The sequence below is a fragment of the Olleya sp. R77988 genome (genome assembly GCF_044594215.1).
Lineage (GTDB): Bacteria > Bacteroidota > Bacteroidia > Flavobacteriales > Flavobacteriaceae > Olleya.
Genome location: NZ_CP138988.1, coordinates 3,248,429 through 3,263,762, shown reverse-complemented (window position 1 = coordinate 3,263,762; position 15,334 = coordinate 3,248,429). Strand labels below are relative to the sequence as shown.

Genomic DNA, 15,334 nt, shown 5'->3' with positions numbered 1-15,334 from the left:
TTTATGGGCTACAAAGGTAAGCAACAATTAGTTTTTAAATGAATATTGAAATGTTAAAGCTTTAGTGTAAAATGTCCTTTTATCTGAAACTCTACAGTTCCTTTTTTTACATCTGCAACATACCAATAATCATTAGCAGGCATTAAGTTACCATTATATCTACCATCCCAACCTTGAGAAGTATGAGTTAAGGTTTTTAGTAATTTACCATAACGATCATAAATGGTTACGATTGTACCAGTTAATTGATTAACACCAGTAATATGCCAAGTATCAAAATAACCATCTCCATTTGGAGTTACAAATTTTGGAACATCAATGATGACTACTTCTTTTGAAGTTGAATTACATCCATTTAAATCGATAACTGTAATGATATGTGGACCTATTGGTACATTGCTAAAAAAGTTAGATTCTTGTGGCTCTTCGTCATTAAATTGATATAGATAATCTCCAATTCCTGAAACTTCTATCGTAATGTTATTTGGATCTGAAAAATCTACTGTTTCAGTAAAATCAATTGTTGCAGCTTCAGATTCTGAGATTGTAAACGTTGTTGAGGTTGTACAACCATATTGTGTTGTTACGGTTACTGAATAGGTTCCAACTTGATCAATTTCGATATAACTTGTTGTATTATTTGTAGACCAAGAGTAACTATCTGTTGGCACATTAGTTTCTGCCGAAACTAATAATGGTAAATTGTCTAAACATAATACTTGATCTGGAATGTCCAATTCTGGTTTTCTGTTTACAATTGTTTCAAAACTAGTTGTTGTATAGCAGTTTGATGTATTGTTTTCTATTCTTGCAAAGTATTGCATATTGTTTTCTACACTAACAACTAAATTAGATAGTGCATTAGTGTTGTTTTCTGCATCATCTGGAGTGGTATAATATGATACTGTAAAATTTGAAGGATTTTGTCCACCTAAAATAACTGATGTTTGCTGTGCTAGATTAAAGTTAGCAATTCCATCAAAATCATCATCGCAAGTTTGTAGGCTTTGTATGTTTCCAATTGTTGGAGTAGGATTAGCTGCTAAAACAAAAGGTTCGATACTAAAACAAGTACTACCAATATAATTAGCTCTAACAAAAATGCTATGGTTGCCTATAGTGTAAATATAGTTAGGATCTAAAGGGTTTTGCTGTGTGTCTGCATCTGTTTGAGAAGCGTAAAAAGTGGTTTCTATATTTTGAGTAGTATCTATTAAATCTGCTAAAGCATCATTTAAATTGTATGTAAAAGTAGCCTCTTCACAAAGGTTAATCGTTACATTTTGATTAATAACTGGCGGTACTTCTACTATTAGTTCTAACGGAATTTCGGCATAACAATTAGATACTGTATTTAGTACTTTTATAAATACAATTTGAGGATTTGACGTATTTGTAAAGTTATTAGGATTGGTAATTTGATTTATACCTTGTTCTAAATTTTCTGAAGTTGTATAATATTCTACAACAGTATTATCTTGTCTAATAGACAATACTTCAAATTCTGAAACAGTTAAATCAAAAGTTGCAAATCCATCTGTGTCATCATCACAAGTTTGCAAAGCTGTTGCTATATTAGTTTCAGGAACAGCAATAACGTTAAACTCAAAACTAGCAATTCCTTTACAAAAAGTCCCATTATCTATGGTTGCAAAGACCTCTTGAGGATTTACAGTAGTTGTAAAGTTATCTGGTAGAGGATTAGTTTGTGCTTCTGCATCTGCTAAGGTTAAATGATACGTTATGTTTAATGTTTCTGGAGATCCTTGACTAATTTGAGTTGAAATCTGTGTTAAATCGAATGTGTCAAAGCCATCATTACTAACATCGTCACAAACAAATACGTCTGTTGGCGCATTGTAAATTGGATTAGATCCAACTTCTATTTGAAAGGAAGAAGTTCCAAAACAATTTGCATCTGTAAAATTTTGAACCCTTACATATATAGTTTGCGGATTACTTGTGTTTTCAAAAATAGCGGTTTTGGTAATAGCATTACTTCCAGAATCAGCATCAGATTGAGAAGTAAAATACCTAACTTGTTTTCCAGTTTGACCATTTAAAATTTCTGCGTCTTTGTCAATAAAAATAAACTCGCCTATTTGATTACCATCAGTTTCGCAACTTGTTAAAGTTGTTATAGGATTAAAAACAGGAAGTGTATTTACATAAATTGTTATTGTTTCTATAGAGTAACATCCAGTTGTTGTGTTTTCAACTCTGCAAAACACTAGTTGTGTATCTGTATTATAATTTACAGTGTCTGTAATTTGATTAGTACTAGTTTCTGCATCTACTTGAGAGGTATGAAACGTAATTGTTCTGTTTGTTGTATCTGATACAATTTGGTTAATAGTAGCAGTTAAATCTATTACAGAAAATCCATCTTGATCATCATCGCAAATTAATATATCAGCTGGAGTAGAAGTTAATGGAGCAGGTAATACCTGTATTGTTAAAGCAGAAGTTGCAAAACATCCATTGCTATTTTCTACACTTACATAAACCGTTAACGGGTTAGTTGTATTGTCATAAAAAGTTGGTAATGGATTTGAATTTGAATCAAGATCTGCTTGCGTTTCAAAATAAGTTACTGAAGTGTCTAAAATTCCTGTAGAAACATAATCGTCAAAACTTGATAAATCTATACTTGTAAATCCATCAGAATCTGTATCGCAATAATTTTGAGTGGTTAATGTTTGTATTACAAAACCATCATTAATAATTAATTGTATAGAAGAGTTGTGTGTACAAGTTGTGCTGTTTAAAACAATGTAAAGTGTTTTAGGTGTACTTGTTACTTCATATTGCACGTTTTGATTAATTGGGTTTGTATTTGCTAATTGGTCTGCTTCAGTTTCATAAAAATCTACGGTTACATTATCTAAACCGTTAATAATTTGAATTGCAACTTGAAGTAAATCAAAATCTACAATACCATCATTTGATGCATCATCACATTCATAATAATCAGTAATTTCTGTTCCAGTTTCTAGTAAAAACGTATGTAATTCTAAAGGAACAACGGAAGCACAACCTGTTGTGTTGTCTTCAACTCTTATAAAAACGGTTTGGACAAAATCGTCTGTATTTGGAAAACTAGTTGGATTAGCTATAGGGTTTATTCCATTGTTAGCATCGTCTTGAGTTTCATGATAAGTTACAATTACATTTGTTAATCCTTGTAATACATCATCAATATTTTGAGTTAAATCAAACGTATCGTAACCATCGCCATCCTGCTCACAAGCATCTAATAATTGTGTTTCTGGATTGATTGATGGATTAGTATAAACTTCAATATCTAAAGTTGTTGTAGTGCTACAACCTGTTGTAATGTCTACAATACTTACAAATAGAGTTTCAGTATTAGTTGCTGGAGAATAAGGTGCAGCAATTGGATTTGCGCCACTCTGTGCATCTGTTATATTAAAATGATAATTTACATTATAATTTGCATTACTATTTGAGACTTCGTCATCCTTGTCTGTTAAATTTACAGAAGCTCCTCCAGTCGAACAAACCGTTAAAGGTGTTGGATTTGTAATTGTAAGAAATGGATTAATTATAACATTAAACGTTCCTATATATATACAACCAGTAGCATCATCTTGTGCTCTGTAATATATGGTTTGAGTTGGGATTGTACTTAAATAGAACGATAGGCTATTGGTGTCGTTTTCAGCTTCAGTTTGACTTAAATGAAAACTTGTAGTGTAAGTTGCTGTAGGTAAAGAGGCTTCTATTTCAGGTATTTGCGTTGTTAAATTAAATGTGTTTTCTCCATCATTTGAGGCATCATCACAAACTTCTATATTTGTAATAGATGGTCCATTTTGGATTGTGTTTAATGTTACATTTACATCATCTTCAAAAGTACACGTGTCATTGTTTAAAGGTACCGTTATTTGTACAGAATAATTACCATCTGTAGTAACTAATAAAGTGCTATTAGTTTCTCCATTTATAATAGTATTATTGAATGACCATTCATAGGTAGCTTGTGTATTATCTGTGGTTGCATCTAAAATCGTAGAGGCATCACAAGTTGTAATATCGTCTCCTAAATTTATACTGTCAGTAAAGCTATTACCTTCAATAAATACAGCAGTATCAAAGTTTCTGTCTGTTTGATCTGCAACTATTAATTTGATATTGTATTGTACATTTGGAGTAATGCTAGCGGAAGCTGTTAATACAGAAGTACGACCATTAAAATTAGTATCTCCAAGATTATAACCTTCAAAAAATTGATTATTTTCTGCTGGACAAAACCCAACAATTTCATCATGAATAGTATTTGTGTTTACTGGAATATTAGTCCCTGGAACTACTGCAATATTTTGATAAGGATTACCACTACCAGCTTCGCGAATTAAAAAAGCAAAACCATCCGAATACAAACAAGGATATTCAGCAAAATACTCTTCTGATGCTAATATATAATTAAATTGAACTGTACTAGATGTTGAAATAAAATCGAATTCTATTGACGTCGCGTTTAAAGTATTTGTTATACCTAAAGCAGCTTCTAGGTCTGGATCAGTTGTCCATGTTGGAGTACCTTCGTTAAGTGGGTTAGTGTTTAATGTGTTTCCAGCAGAGTTTACATTTCCAGTTGAAAGCATAATTCCGTTTTCAAAAGGAAAGTTAGAACTTGATTTTTCAAAATAACCAAAACTAGAAAATCCATTTGCAGTTCCATTAATTGTAGAATTAATGTTGGTTACTTCTACGCAACCTTGTACTAAATTATTTTCTACCAGCTGTTGTGCTGTAAAAGAATCGTTTACAGAAATTTGCTGCGCATGACTACCTATTGATAGTAGTGCGAATACAATAACAAGAGAGGTTTTTAGGTTAAGTCTCATTGAGGTTTTGTTTTGTAAATCACGACAAAAAACATATTTTATCGTTATAAAGTACAATATTAAACAATTACTCGATAAAAGACAAATAATATCGATTAAAAGTTTGTTGTTAAATAATTGTATTTTAATAGTTTACATAAACCCAACCAGTTTGTACGTTATAACTAGGGTCGTTTAAATTAAGAACATAAAAATAAGTGCCAACTGGAACTGTTTTTCCTTGATTAGTTAACCCTTCGTTAATTTGACCATACCATTTTGTATTATTATCGCCTTTAAAGATTAAGGTACCATAACGATTATAAATTAATAATTCATGTTGTTCAAAAACGGAATACAATCCTTGAATATTAAAAAAGTCGTTTATTCCGTCCTGATTTGGAGAAAATCCTTCTGGAACAATAGGAGGACAGTTTTCTGTTAGTAAATTAAAAATATAAATATCAAAACAAAGGTTGTTTTCTGCAGTAATATAGATGCTTTGTGGTGTTGTGTTAGAAAAATAATTAGTTGGATTAATTATAAAATTATTAGTAGCAATGTCTTCTAATGTTTCAAAATACGAAAAACTTAAGTAATCATTTTGATTAATTTGGTTTAAAGCTTGTGTTAAGTCAAAAGTAGCTTGATTAGCTCCTTCGTCGCATTCTAACACTGATTGTAGTTGGGTTGTTTCTGGAAATGGAATTAATTCGATTAATTGAAAAGTGTCGTTGTTAATTTCATTGGTTTCTGTTATAATTCCATTATTAGAACCATCATTATCTACTGCTATTTGGAGAATAAATATATCTGAAAAATTGTCTGGAATTTGAATACTAATTTGATTGTTTTCTTCTCCTCCAATTGGGATATCATTTAGTGTTTGACTTTGAGCAATTAAAATATTGTCTATAAAAAATGAAATTGGTGTGTTTGCTGGAAGTGTAGCAGTGCTATTGGTGTTAAAAACAGAATAATCTATAGTAACTTCTCTGTTTGCGCATGCTACATCATAATTGTTTAAAACGACAGTAGCATCAGGTAATTGACTGTTTAAAACAGTTATAATATTATTTATTATAATTAAATCGGCTCTAAAAATTCCGTTTGTATCTAATCCTCCTGTGGTTAGATTAATGGTCACTTGTGTGTCTCCAATTTGGATGTTGTTTTCAATATTATAAACATCTAAATCTGCATTATAAAAATCTGTAGCATTTGTAAAACTATTTGTTCCATTAAACGCATTGTCTGGAAGATTAAGTGGTGGATTTGATAAGACGTTTCCGTTAATAGATAATGATTCTCCAAAGTTTAAAGCGTTATCACCTTCCCAAGCTAAAAATCCAATTTTTGCATTATCATTGTCTAATACATTTACATTTTCTAAAACAATGGTTTTGTCCTGTACTGTAGAGTTTATTATTTCTAAACCTAAAAACAAGTTAATTTGATTAAGAGGTAGTGTACTGTCTTCGTAAATAACATATAAACTCCAACCTGCATAATTTGTTCTGTTATTACAATAACCAGGTGTATTGGCTAATACATTAGAAATATCTAAATCTGAAAATTGATAGTTTCCGTTACCTTCTGCCAGAATTTGATTGGTTACGTCTGCATAGCTAGCAAAATAGGTTAATAAACCGTTTGTACCAGCATTAAAATCTACTGTAAAAGTGTCTTCTGCTGTAATAGAAGTAGTGTTTAATGTCACTTCTGTGTCACCAGTTCCGGATCCAGACCAAAATAAATAAGCAGCAAGAATAGTTGTGTTGTTAGGTAAGGTTAATGTTGCTTGAGAGGAAGGCAGAATTTCGCAAAAGGCTTGAGATAAATTGTTTTCTGCTTGATTTAATGTGTTACCAATAGCTATATAGTCATACCTTCCATTAAATTGTTGGAAAAGTGAAATGTCTTGCGAATTTGCTTTTTGGAAGCAAATGAAAAACAGAATAAAAGCAAAAGCAATTTGTTTCATTAAATGTTAATCTTGCTTAAAAATACAAAATTACTATCTCTTTAAAGTAAAATGGCTTTTATAAACACGACCATCTTGTAAAGTTACAGCAAACCAATAGTCATTGGTTGGCATAGGTTGTCCATTAAAAGTACCATCCCAACCTTGGCTGGAAGGGCTAATTTGTGCTAATAACTTACCATATCTGTCAAAAATATAAATTACAGAGTTAGGTTGAAACTGACTTGATACACCATAAACTTGCCAATAATCATTTTGGTTATCATTATTTGGTGTAAAATATAAAGGAAAACCAATAACCGAAAATAAGTCATCAACGGTTCCACAATCATTTCTAACATCTTTTACATTTACAGTGTAAATACCAGGTTTTACGTTGCTAAATACATTGTCAGATTGAAAACCAGAAGATACACCTTCTGCATCTACTAATTCAAACTGATAAACGCCTTCTCCAGTAGCAATAACAGTGACTTGGTTATTATTAAGACTTCCGTCAATAACAACAATATCTTCTATTGTTGCAATGTTAGAAGGTTCTACAATTATTGTTTTTGTTTTAGTACAGCCTTCAATTGTTGTTGCTGTAACTGTATAAGTACCTATTGTGTTAATATTTATAGACTCAGTTGTCTCACTTGTAGACCAGCTATAAGAATAATTATTATTTGTTGGATTTGTAGTTGTAAGCTCTATTGTTGAAGGAAAATCGTTTAAACAATATATAAGTGTTTCGTCATCAGACAATTGTGGAAGAGGATTTACAGTTAATGTAATTTCGTTTATACCATAACAAGCATTTGCATTTTCTGCTCTAGCAAAAATAATCTGACTATAAGGTGTAGAGTTATTATAGGCTAATGGTAAAACGTTTTGTTCTAACAATGCATCATCATAGGTTTGGTAATAATTAATGGTAATTCCTGGAGGTAAGCCATTTAATATGTCTGCAGAAAAACTACCTAAATCAAAAGTGTTTAATCCATCTTCAGACCCAAGTTCATCACATAAAGCTGGCGCATTATAATCATTAATATTTGTTGTACTTACTTCTAACGTTAATTCTGAAATAGATGAGCAATTACTAGTTGTGTTAGTTACAACAGCATAAAGTGTTTGAGGATTATTAGCATTACTGTAATTAGTAGCTGTTAAAGGGTTTGTCTCAGATTGAGCTTCGGTTAAACTATCATAAAAAGTAACAGAAACATCGGTAGCATTGTTGGTTAATTCAGGAATAGCTTCTGTTAGATTAAAAGCAGTATAACCATCAGGAATACTATCCTCATCACATTGAAAAAGTACTGAGTTAAAGGCTTCTGGAACTGGGTTAATAGTTAGATTAATACTTTGCGTTGCAAAACAGTCTGAATTATTTGTGTTTTCTAAACGCACAAAAATGGTTTGGTTAATTGGTGTTGTATTATAATAGTTTAAAGCCAAAGGATTGTTTCCTAAATCAGCATCGTTTTGAGAACTATGATAAGATATATCAAAAAGAGTAGTGCTTTGCGTACCATAGACTTCTGGATGGTAAGTTGACAAATCAATAGTGGTTTGCCCATTAGTATCATCTCCATCAGAAAGGTCATCACAATTTTCAAAATCTGCTAGAGTTCCAATTACTGGAGTGTTATAGACTTCAATGTTAAAGCTAGTAGTATCATAGCAATTTGTGTTATTGCTATTAAATATTCTTGCAAAAATGGTTTCTTGAGGATTTGTATTTAAGTAAGGACTTGCTAATTCGTTTTGGTCTAAATCCGCATCTGCTTGAGAAGCAAAATATTTAATACTAAAAACAATAGCATCTTGACCATTTAAAATGTCAGCATCTAAATCTGAGAATAGAAAAGAAGATATATTATCATTATCATCATCACAAATTATAATATCGTTTGGTTGTGTTGCTATTGGAACATCGTAGTAAGTTACAATTGCTTGTCCTTCTTTTGTTTCGCAATCATTATTATTTAGTTCGATTAAAACTTCATAATTACCATTGGCATTAATTAATAATTCATTTGGGATTACTGGTGTAGGAATTAGCACTTCGTCTTGCGTCCAAGTGTAAGTTGCACCTGGAATATCTTCTGCAATTAGGGTGTAATTTTCTCCTACACATAAGGGAAGATTAACTGTGTTTGTAACATCTGTAGGAATAATATCTATTTTTTCTGCAAAAAATGAAGCTATAAAAGGTGGTAGTCCTTGTCTTGATAGTCGACCAACTAAATCAATTTGATTATTAATATAATTATAATTGTTTGGGTCGTTATATATGTTTGGATTATTTATATATGTTAAATAATCTAAACCAGTACTATATGTACTACTTTCTGTTTTATAAATTTTACTATCAGGACCAAGTTGTAAAGCACTTCTGTACATGATTCTTTCATCTAAAACTCGCTCAGATGCATTGATAGCATTAATATCTCCAGCTGTTAAATCGTATTGTAATAATGCACCATATTGCGCATTAGGGTTGTTAAAGTCAGCTTGTAATGTTTCAAAATAAGTTGATACATATAAAACATTATTATTAGGTGAAAACTCTACTCCATAAGGAGATTGAGGTTTGCCTTGAGGGTCAAATGTAGTTATAACTTGTTCAGGGTTACTTACCATACCTGTTGAAGTATCAAAATCGAAAAGATATAGGCCACTTCCAACATTAGCACAAGCTATTTTTTCTCCATTAGGAGAAAACTTAAGATAACCTCTTCTTTCATTTATTGTGATTGGCACATTAGAAATTACAGGTGTGGTATTAACTCCAGTTGCAGAGACTTCAAAAGCATAAAATGTATTATTGTTATTGTCTAAAGCTCCTGGATTTGTTAAAGCATCATCATCCGCAAAAGTAATAACCCATATGTTTTGTGTTTGACAATCTCTTAAAACTGCACTTAATTTTTCTGATGCTTTATGAAGTAAAAATTGATTCTTAAGTGTTACAATACCCAAACCACCGTTTTGAGTCATATCGACTATTGAATAATTGAAACCTTCATCAGAACCACCACTAAACGTAGTACTTTGAGTAAAAATATAGTAGATATCTGGGTCTCCAGGTTTTGGAATAATAATAGCAGATTGTGTACTAGATGGATTTCCTTCTAAACCATTACCATTAGCCATAACAAAATGATTTTGATTGTAAACAGTTATTCCATCTGTATAAAATAATAAATCACCATTACCATCAGAGATACTGGTGCAGCCTTCATCTGTAGACAATTGCCCATCTAATACAGCAGTAACTGCATTGGTATTTGTGTCAAAATTAATACCAGCATTGTTTCCAAAATACCAATTGGCTGCTTCGTTTTGAGCCACAAAAGTGTAACTACAAAGTAGTATAAGAATTAATAATATCTTTTTCATGTTTGTTTAGCAATAGCTAGTAAAGATATTATAAAAATGTTTTAAATATATAGGCTAAATGTTAAAAAGTAGCTGCTTTTTATAAGTCACGTTTTTTTAGTAATGCATAAGACCAATAAATAAATAATGTAGTCCAGACTAAAACAATAGCAATTTCGTGCCAATGGACTGCATAATCGTATAAAAACTCTTCATTCATTGGTATTTTTGTAGATGCTATACGTCTAAAAGGTTCATCAATTAATTTCCACATAGATTTTAGTGGGAAAAAATTCTGAATTTGTGTCGCAATTTCTTCTGTAGTATTCTTCAAAATTACCAGATAACCTATCCATTCTAAAATAAATAATAAGAATAAAAAGCCTAAAGCAAATGCAGATCGTTTGATTAGCATACCAAGAAAAAGGCATAGACTAAAAAAACCAACTAGTTTAACAAAATATGCTAAAAGGAATATTGACTCACTAAACATATAGTAAGCTTCTGATTGTCCGGAATAGTAAAGTCCAATAACCAAAGTGATTAATCCAATTAATACGGTTGATACTAACGAGAAAAATACGATAGCACTAAACTTTGTTAAGATAAATTCTTTTTTGCTTAGCCCATCAATTAAATTTTGTTTTAATGTTTTATTACTATACTCGTTAGCAACCATACTTACAACAACAACTGCAAAAAACAGTTTAAATTGAGCAGCAAAAAAGGTTGTTGTATGCCAAATGGATGGAAAATCAAATATACCAACACTACCTAAGTCTAGAGTAAAATAGCCAAAGAAGTTAATTTTTATTGAGGATAAAACAATAACAAAAAAGGGTAATATAAATGATGAAAATATTAAGATCTTACTAGTTCTGTTTTCTAGTAATTTTTGTAATTCTATTGATAAAAGTCGTAACATGATTGTAGTTTTTTGATTGATGATTAATTAGAATCGTCTAAATTGTCCGTAAGCTGAAGAAATTGCTCTTCCAAGCTTTCTTTTCTTAGTACTAAATGGGATAACGCTATCCCTTTTTCTAGTAACTCTTTATTAAAAGCAGACGCAGACATTGGTTTGTCTAAAAAAGCAGTAATTAAATCATCTGTTACTTTAGTGTTTTTTATGTTAGAATGTGTGTTTAAATACTCTAAAAGCGCTTGATTATTGTCACTTTTTAGTTCAAAAAAGCCTTCGCTAGAAATCATTTGGTCTACAGGACCTTCATAAAGCTTGTGTCCTTTTCTAAGTACCACTACATGAGAGCAAACTTTTTCTACTTCGTCTAATAAATGGGATGCCAATAATATAGTAGTACCTTGACTTGCTATCTCTTTTATTAAAGCTCTAATTTGGTGGATTCCTTGTGGGTCTAAACCATTGGTCGGTTCGTCTAAAATTAATATTTCAGGGTCGTTTAATAAAGCAGAAGCAATAGCTAAACGTTGTTTCATTCCAAGAGAAAATGTTTTAAACTTACTGTCTTTTCTATCTAAAAGACCAACAATTTCTAGTTTTTCGTCAATTTTATCATCACTTATCCCTTTAATTTTACACACCAATTTTAAGTTTTTGTAGGCTGACATGTAAGGGTAAAAATTAGGTCGCTCTATAATAGCTCCTACTTTTTTTAATGCGTTGTGGGTTGAGGTATTTCCGTCAAACCAACTAAAGCTACCATTGGTAGCATTAACAACGTTTAATGTAATACCTAAAGTGGTTGATTTACCGCTTCCGTTAGGCCCTAATATACCATAAACATTACCTTTTTTAATGGTAAAGGATAAATTGTTTACAGCAGTTAAACTGCCATACTTTTTAGTAAGATTACTAATATTTAAAATAGTTTCCAAGATGATTGATGTTATTGGTTGGTTTAATAGTAAGACGATGTTTCTAGAAAAATGTTACAATTTAAAAATTAGTTTTAAATTTGAGTAACAATAAAACTTATGGACGATTTAAAAATTTCTAAGAAAAAACCTTCTTATCCAGTTAATGATAAATTACATAATTATTTATCAGAATATAATAGAAACTCTAAAATTTCTGTGCTTTATGATGATTTATTACGTTTTCAAGGTTCCATAACTGTTTATGATAAAAATGATAAAGACACACTTTGGATTAGAGTCTATTTTAGCGATTCTGATAGAACAGAAATAGACTTAAGTTTAAAAAAAGTGTATACTCAATTACATTCTGATGGTAATGACACAACATTATCTTTTTTAAATATTGATGCAATAGATTATTGCACTTTTGGCAATTCTAAACCTTTTAGGATTAAAATTAGAAATATTTTAAATGATAATTACACTTATTTTTATGTTAAAAAAGCAGATGCTTCCAGAATTTATGGGTTGGAGTTAGAGCATATGTTGTCTCCATACAACCTCAATTTTATGGTGCATAAAAACACTTTAATTGAAGAGCATATTGCAGGAATACCTGGTGACGAATTTATAGAAAACATGCTTGACGATTGTACAGAACCTGAAAAATCGCAAATAGCAAAAGAGTTTGTTAAGTTTAACGAGCGTTGTATGATTAGATTGCTTGGTGACATGCGATCTTACAACTATGTAATTGTACCAACTCATGATTTTGATCATGTAGTTTTTAAAATTAGAGCAATAGATTTTGACCAACAATCTTACGAAGGAAAATTTAATGTATATAGACCTCAGTTTTTTAAAGAGAATTTAAAACTTGTGGCATTAGTCTCTGAAAAATTTAAAAAAGAATCTATTAATCAATATAAAATTGAAGAACGCTCTATAGTTGCCAAACGAATGATAAGTTGCCATGATCGAATAACAGAGTTATTGGATTGTATGATAAATGATTCTATTTCAAACCTGAAGCATATTGAATTATTAAAATCTAAAATCTATGATTATACATTAGATTTAGAGTTTAAAAAAAGTAAAAATATGGGTGAAGTTTTAAAAAAAGCTTTACAGTTTGTTAAGCGTAATTATGAAGATGTAAATACTAAAGGGTTTTAATTCCAGTTTTCCTCAAAATCAAGGTTGTCGTAATCATCCACATCAAAATCATCATCAAACTCTTGATCAAATTCATCTTTTTCTGCTTCAAAAACTTTTTCTGGAGCTTCAGTAGGTACTTGACCTTGGACATACATTAGGTTAGGATAGTCAACACCTTCAGCAACTTCAACAATTTCAGCTAACTCTACAAAAAAGGTCCACATGTTCATAAAATCATAAACGTAGATTAGTTTTGTTTGTGCTTCATGTACTGTATCAGAGATTGTAGTTTCATTCATTAACCTCACAGCATTTAATCCGTCACTCATATCAAAAAGACTAATTTCTTCGCCTTGATTCCATTCTTCGTCACTAATATAAAATGATGCGATTTCTGTACCATCAAAGCCAAAACTTTGAGTGATAACATTATGTAAATCCTCCATGGTATCGCTTTCGCGAATTTCAAAATCCCTGAAAATATCTTCTTCGGTATCGTTGTCTAGTATAACTCTGAATCTGTAAACCATAATTAAAAATAAGTATGCAAAGATACATTATTTAAACATTATTTACTAAAGCGATGCAGAGTAAATGTCATTGCTGTAAGTAGTAAAAATGCACCAATTTGATGTGCAACTCCAAGCCAAACAGGAACTTGCAATAGTAGTGTAAAAACACCAAGTATAAATTGTAAAAAGACTAAGCTTATTAATACGTTTAAAGCACGTCTTTGATAATTGTTTTCTACCAATTTTTTTCCTCTAAAATATATTAATAGGATAAAAACGACTACAACATATGCTAATGTTCTGTGCACAAATTGCACACCACTTTTGCCTTCTGTAAAACTATCAATTGCTGATTGTTTTTCTAAAAACACACTCTCGTGTATAAATTGACCTTCACTCATCATTGGCCAATGGTTATGTACTAATCCAGCATCCAATCCTGCAACAAAAGCACCATAAACAATCTGAACAATTAACACTAGCATTCCGACTCTTACTAAGTTTTTAAACTTAGTGTTTTGAACATTGCTAAACGGAAACATTAAGTCTAAAGCGACCCAAAAGGTAGCTGCAAAGGTTATAAATGCTGTGGTTAAATGCATAGCTAGTCTGTAGTGACTAACATCTGGACGATCTACCAACCCACTTTTAACCATATACCAACCCAAAAATCCTTGGAATGCACCTAAACACATTAAAATGATTGATTTTTTTATGGTAGGTTTGGTTAATTGTTTTGTTAATAAAAAGTATAAAAATGGTAAGAAAAACACCAAACCAATAAAACGACCAATCACACGATGGATCCACTCCCAGAAATAAATGTCTTTAAAATCTTCAATAGTAAAATGGGTGTTTAGTTTTTGATACTCAGGATATTGTTTGTAAAGATCAAAAGCTTCTTTCCATTCTATATCATTCATTGGAGGAATAGTTCCAGAAATAAGTTTGTAATTAGAAATTGAAAGACCAGAATGTGTCAATCTAGTAATTCCACCAACAATAACCATTATAAAAATAAGTAAGCAACCTGTTAATAACCAATAGATCACTTTTTTGTTGTCTTTTTCCATCTTTTTATTGTCATTCCTGCGTAGGCAGGAATCTTTTTAATTAAACTTTAATTGTCATTGTGGATTCCTGCTTTCGTAGGAATGACAAATTGTTATTACAATTCTTTTTTAAAGCATAGACTATTCTCTATACCTATATATTGTCCATAATTATCTATAATTTGATAATTGCATTTTTTGTAAAATTTTACAGCCTCGACTTGCCTAATTCCTGTTTCTAAAATAGAGTAGTGGTAACCTAAAGTTTTTGCCCAATTTTCAAGTGATTGAAGGATTTGAGTGGCAACTCCTTTTTCTCTTGTTACTTCTGTTGTAAACATGCGTTTAACTTCTACAGTATTTTCATTAAAAGGTTTAAATGCACCACAACCAACAGGAATATTATCTAAATAGGCAACAATAGTGTGTTTTAAACTATCTATACTATTAAATTGATTATAAAAATCATGTTCGTCACCATCAGTAACTTTTAAATAGCTATCTAATTGTTTTACAAGATTTATAAAATCTTGATTATTAGAATCTGTTTTAATTAATTCTAACATCATT

Annotated in this window: 9 protein-coding genes; 1 reads left to right on the top strand and 8 read right to left on the bottom strand. The window is 30.8% G+C overall.

Features of this window, described 5'->3' with window-relative positions:
• Positions 1–53: 53 nt before the first annotated feature.
• The 5 genes from SJY17_RS14825 to SJY17_RS14805 all read right to left on the bottom strand — a co-directional run bounded on the left by SJY17_RS14825 (position 54) and on the right by SJY17_RS14805 (position 12,060).
• On the bottom strand, positions 54–4,871 hold the full coding sequence (locus SJY17_RS14825) for a choice-of-anchor L domain-containing protein (RefSeq protein ID WP_397363350.1): 4,818 nt from the start codon (positions 4,869–4,871) through the stop codon (positions 54–56).
• Positions 4,872–4,995: 124 nt separating this feature from the next.
• A complete protein-coding gene (locus SJY17_RS14820) occupies positions 4,996–6,834 on the bottom strand; it encodes a gliding motility-associated C-terminal domain-containing protein (protein WP_397363349.1) in 1,839 nt (612 codons plus the stop codon).
• 33 nt (positions 6,835–6,867) lie between these two features.
• Complete coding sequence (locus SJY17_RS14815; protein ID WP_397363348.1) at positions 6,868–10,224, bottom strand: T9SS type B sorting domain-containing protein; 3,357 nt, start codon at positions 10,222–10,224, stop codon at positions 6,868–6,870.
• Between the two features lie 79 nt (positions 10,225–10,303).
• On the bottom strand, positions 10,304–11,128 hold the full coding sequence (locus SJY17_RS14810) for an ABC transporter permease subunit (protein WP_397363347.1): 825 nt from the start codon (positions 11,126–11,128) through the stop codon (positions 10,304–10,306).
• 23 nt (positions 11,129–11,151) lie between these two features.
• Positions 11,152–12,060: an ABC transporter ATP-binding protein gene (locus SJY17_RS14805; RefSeq protein ID WP_397363346.1), complete on the bottom strand. Its 909-nt coding sequence runs from the start codon at positions 12,058–12,060 to the stop codon at positions 11,152–11,154.
• Between the two features lie 99 nt (positions 12,061–12,159).
• On the opposite strand from SJY17_RS14805, the gene SJY17_RS14800 reads away from it, so the two are divergent.
• Positions 12,160–13,218, top strand: a complete 1,059-nt coding sequence (locus SJY17_RS14800; RefSeq protein WP_397363345.1) for a hypothetical protein — start codon at positions 12,160–12,162, stop codon at positions 13,216–13,218.
• Here the strand turns inward: SJY17_RS14800 and SJY17_RS14795 are convergent.
• The 3 genes from SJY17_RS14795 to SJY17_RS14785 form a co-directional block, all read right to left on the bottom strand.
• A complete protein-coding gene (locus SJY17_RS14795; protein WP_397363344.1) occupies positions 13,215–13,730 on the bottom strand; it encodes a hypothetical protein in 516 nt (171 codons plus the stop codon). The two genes, SJY17_RS14800 and SJY17_RS14795, sit on opposite strands and share 4 nt — an antisense overlap.
• Before the next feature lie 38 nt (positions 13,731–13,768).
• Complete coding sequence (locus tag SJY17_RS14790; protein WP_397363343.1) at positions 13,769–14,785, bottom strand: COX15/CtaA family protein; 1,017 nt, start codon at positions 14,783–14,785, stop codon at positions 13,769–13,771.
• Between the two features lie 95 nt (positions 14,786–14,880).
• Positions 14,881–15,330: a GNAT family N-acetyltransferase gene (locus SJY17_RS14785; RefSeq protein ID WP_397364889.1), complete on the bottom strand. Its 450-nt coding sequence runs from the start codon at positions 15,328–15,330 to the stop codon at positions 14,881–14,883.
• Positions 15,331–15,334 lie beyond the last annotated feature (4 nt).